The sequence below is a fragment of the Hyalangium sp. genome (assembly GCF_035629615.1).
Lineage (GTDB): Bacteria > Myxococcota > Myxococcia > Myxococcales > Myxococcaceae > Hyalangium.
In genome coordinates, this window is the sequence record NZ_DASPHO010000122.1 from 1 (window position 1) to 3019 (window position 3019).

The 3019-nt window shown below is 65.9% G+C and carries 3 protein-coding genes; all 3 read left to right on the top strand.

Annotated features, from left to right (window positions below):
• Window positions 1-236: 236 nt before the first annotated feature.
• Entirely contained in the window at window positions 237-917 is a 681-nt protein-coding gene (locus tag VD972_RS06015) for a response regulator transcription factor (RefSeq protein WP_324982088.1), read from the top strand.
• A 290-nt stretch (window positions 918-1207) separates the two neighbouring features.
• The gene (locus VD972_RS06020) at window positions 1208-2395 is read left to right on the top strand and encodes a nucleotide sugar dehydrogenase (RefSeq protein ID WP_324982090.1); all 1188 of its coding nucleotides are present in this window, start codon (window positions 1208-1210) and stop codon (window positions 2393-2395) included.
• Window positions 2396-2400: 5 nt separating this feature from the next.
• Window positions 2401-3019, top strand: a 619-nt coding sequence (locus VD972_RS06025; RefSeq protein ID WP_324982093.1) for an NAD(P)-dependent oxidoreductase, incomplete at its 3' end; no start/stop codon positions are given.

Consider the following 3019-nt stretch of genomic DNA (forward strand, 5'->3'; position numbering starts at 1 on the left):
CAAGGTAGGGGATGCCCAAGGTGAGGGCGGTCTGCCCCCATCTCAGGGTCAGAGCGATCGGCCGTGTCCACTTCCACCTGCCAGCCGAGCGGATGGAGGCCGAGCACGACGCCTTGGGTTCTCATGCTGAACACTAAGCGACCGGAAATTCGAGCAGGCTCTTGGTCTGGATTGTCCGGGTGTCATTAGATTCATGGCACTCGGTTGGTAAGCACAAGCAACCCTGGAGGTCAGTCATGGAACCCGCCACCCCCCCCATTCGGGTCGGCATTCTCGAAGACCAGCAGATCTTTCTCGAGAGCCTGGTGATGCTCTTCGAGAGCTCTGGGCTCGAGGTGGTCGCACGGGGCTCGACCGTGGAGGAGTTCCTGTCGCAGACGCGGCAGCATCCGCCGGACGTGGCGCTGGTGGACCTGCGGCTGGAGCATGGGGACCGTCAGGAGATCTCCGATGGCTGCCGGGCCGTGGAGATGCTGCATGACTTCCATCCGCACGTGCGGCCGCTGGTGCTGTCAGCCAACCGGGACGCGGCAGAGGTGGAGCGCTGCTTCCGTGCGGGCGCCGCGGGCTACCTGTGCAAGCAGAACGTGAGCTGCGAGACGCTGCTGGAAGCGGTGGGACGCGTGGCGCGTGGCGAGCGGCTGGTTCCCCCGGAGCTGTTCCCCAGTCCCATCGTGCTGGAGGACGCACAGAGCCCCCGGGGAGTGCTCCACCGGCTCACGCTCCGGGAGCGCGAGGTGCTCGGCTACATCGCCTCGGGCGCGGACAACCTGAAGATCGCCGCCTGTCTGGGCATCACCGAGCGTACCGTGAAGGCCCACATCACCAGCATCTACCGGAAGCTGGACGTGGAGAACCGCACGCAGATGGCGATGCTGGCCTGCCAGCTTGGCGTCGACCGCCCGCTGAATGTCTGAGCCCCGGCTGGTTGCCCTGGGGCCTGGGGCGCGCCCCGCGCGGGGCACATTGGACCTGGGGTCAATGGGGTCTTCCATGGGAGAGCAGCACCTTGAGTCTCAGCACGGGCGGCAGGGCCCCTCCATCCTTGCCTTCTCCCGCCGCCGGTGTGCTGGGTCGTTGTCCAGCGGGCCGGGGTAGGTACGCTTCCTCCCCCGCTCCGGCCCGCTGTCAGCTTGGCGAGGCGTCTTGACCTCGCGCCGCTGAACCCGTAGACGGGGCTTCGCCCCGCGAACGGGGCACCACGCCCATGAGACTTAAAGTTGCCATCATCGGGGGGTGCGGACATGTCGGTCTGCCACTCGCGCTCGCATTCGCTCCCCATCACGACATCATCATCTATGACATCAACGCCGCGGCCGTAGAGCAGGTGAAGCGCGGGGAGATGCCTTTCCGTGACGACGGCGGCGAGCAGGCGCTGAAGGAGGCGCTGGCCCGCGGACTGATTGTCACCACCTCGCCGGAGCACCTGTCCACCTGCGACATCCTGATCGCCGTCATCGGCACGCCGGTGGACGAGCACCTCAACCCGTCCTTCGCCGTGTTCGACCGGCTGCTCGGACAGCTGGACGAGGTGCTGAAGGATGGGCAGACGCTGGTGCTGCGCTCCACGGTGTACCCGGGCTCCTCGGAGCGGGTGCAGCGGCACTTCCGTCAGCGCGGCCGCAAGGTGGAGGTCGCCTTCTGCCCGGAGCGCGTGGCCGAGGGCGTGGCGCTCAAGGAGATCCGCCAGCTGCCGCAGATCATCTCCGGCTTCTCGCCGGAAGGGGTGAAGGCGGCGCGGGACTTGTTCTCGCCGCTGGGCGTGGAGCTCATCGAGCTGGCGCCGCTGGAGGCGGAGCTAGCCAAGCTCTTCACCAACGTCTACCGGTACATCTCCTTCGCCGTGGCCAACCAGTTCTACATGGTGGCCTCGGAGTGGAACCTGGACCCGTACCGCATCCTCCAGGCGATGAAGAAGGACTACCCGCGCGCGGCGCACCTGCCGATGCCGGGCTTCGCCGCTGGCCCGTGTCTCTTCAAGGACACGATGCAGATGTCGGCCTTCAACAACAACCAGTTCTTCCTGGGCCACTCGGCCATGCTGGTGAACGAGGGCCTGCCCCAGTTCGTGGTCCACCAGATGCTCCAGCGCTGGCCGGATCTGGGCCAGAAGAAGGTCGGCATCCTGGGCATGGCCTTCAAGGCGGAGAGCGACGACACGCGCGAGTCGCTCTCCTACAAGCTGAAGAAGATCCTCGAGCTGCACGCCTCGCAGGTGCTCACCTGCGATCCGTACGTCGAGAATGATCCGCGCCTGCGCGCGGAGCAGGAAGTGCTGGAGCAGGCGGACCTCTTCGTCATCGGAGCTCCCCACAAGCGGTACAAGACACTCGACTTCCGCGGCAAGCCCGTGGTGGACGTGTGGAACCATCTCGGTCACGGAGGCAGGATTTGAAGGCGTTGATCACTGGAGCGTCGGGCTTCATCGCGGGCTACCTCGTCGAGGAGCTCCTGGCCCAGGGCTACGAAGTCGTGGGGCTCGACAACCACTCGAAGTACGGCCCCGTGGAGAAGAGCTACTCCAAGAACCCCAAGTACCGCTCCGTCGAGGGCGATGCGAAGGACGTGGGGCTGCTCAAGGAGCTGGTGGCCGACTGCGATCACCTCGTCGCGGGCGCGGCGATGATCGGCGGCATCAGCTACTTCCACGAGCTGGCGTATGACTTGCTCGCGGAGAACGAGCGCATCATCGCCTCCACGTTCGACGCGGCCATCTGGGCGCACAAGAACAAGAAGCCGCTGAAGAAGATCACCGTGCTCTCCAGCTCCATGGTCTTCGAGAGCACCACGGTGTACCCGACGCCGGAGGGAGCGCAGCTCACCTCGCCGCCGCCGCTGTCCACCTACGGCTTCCAGAAGCTGGCGTGCGAGTACTTCGCGCGGGGCGCCTTCGAGCAGTACAAGCTGCCCTACACCATCGTCCGGCCCTTCAACTGCGTGGGCATTGGCGAGCGGCGCGCCAAGAGCGACCACGAGGTGATGAGCGGCAACGTGAAGCTGGCCATGAGCCACGTGGTGC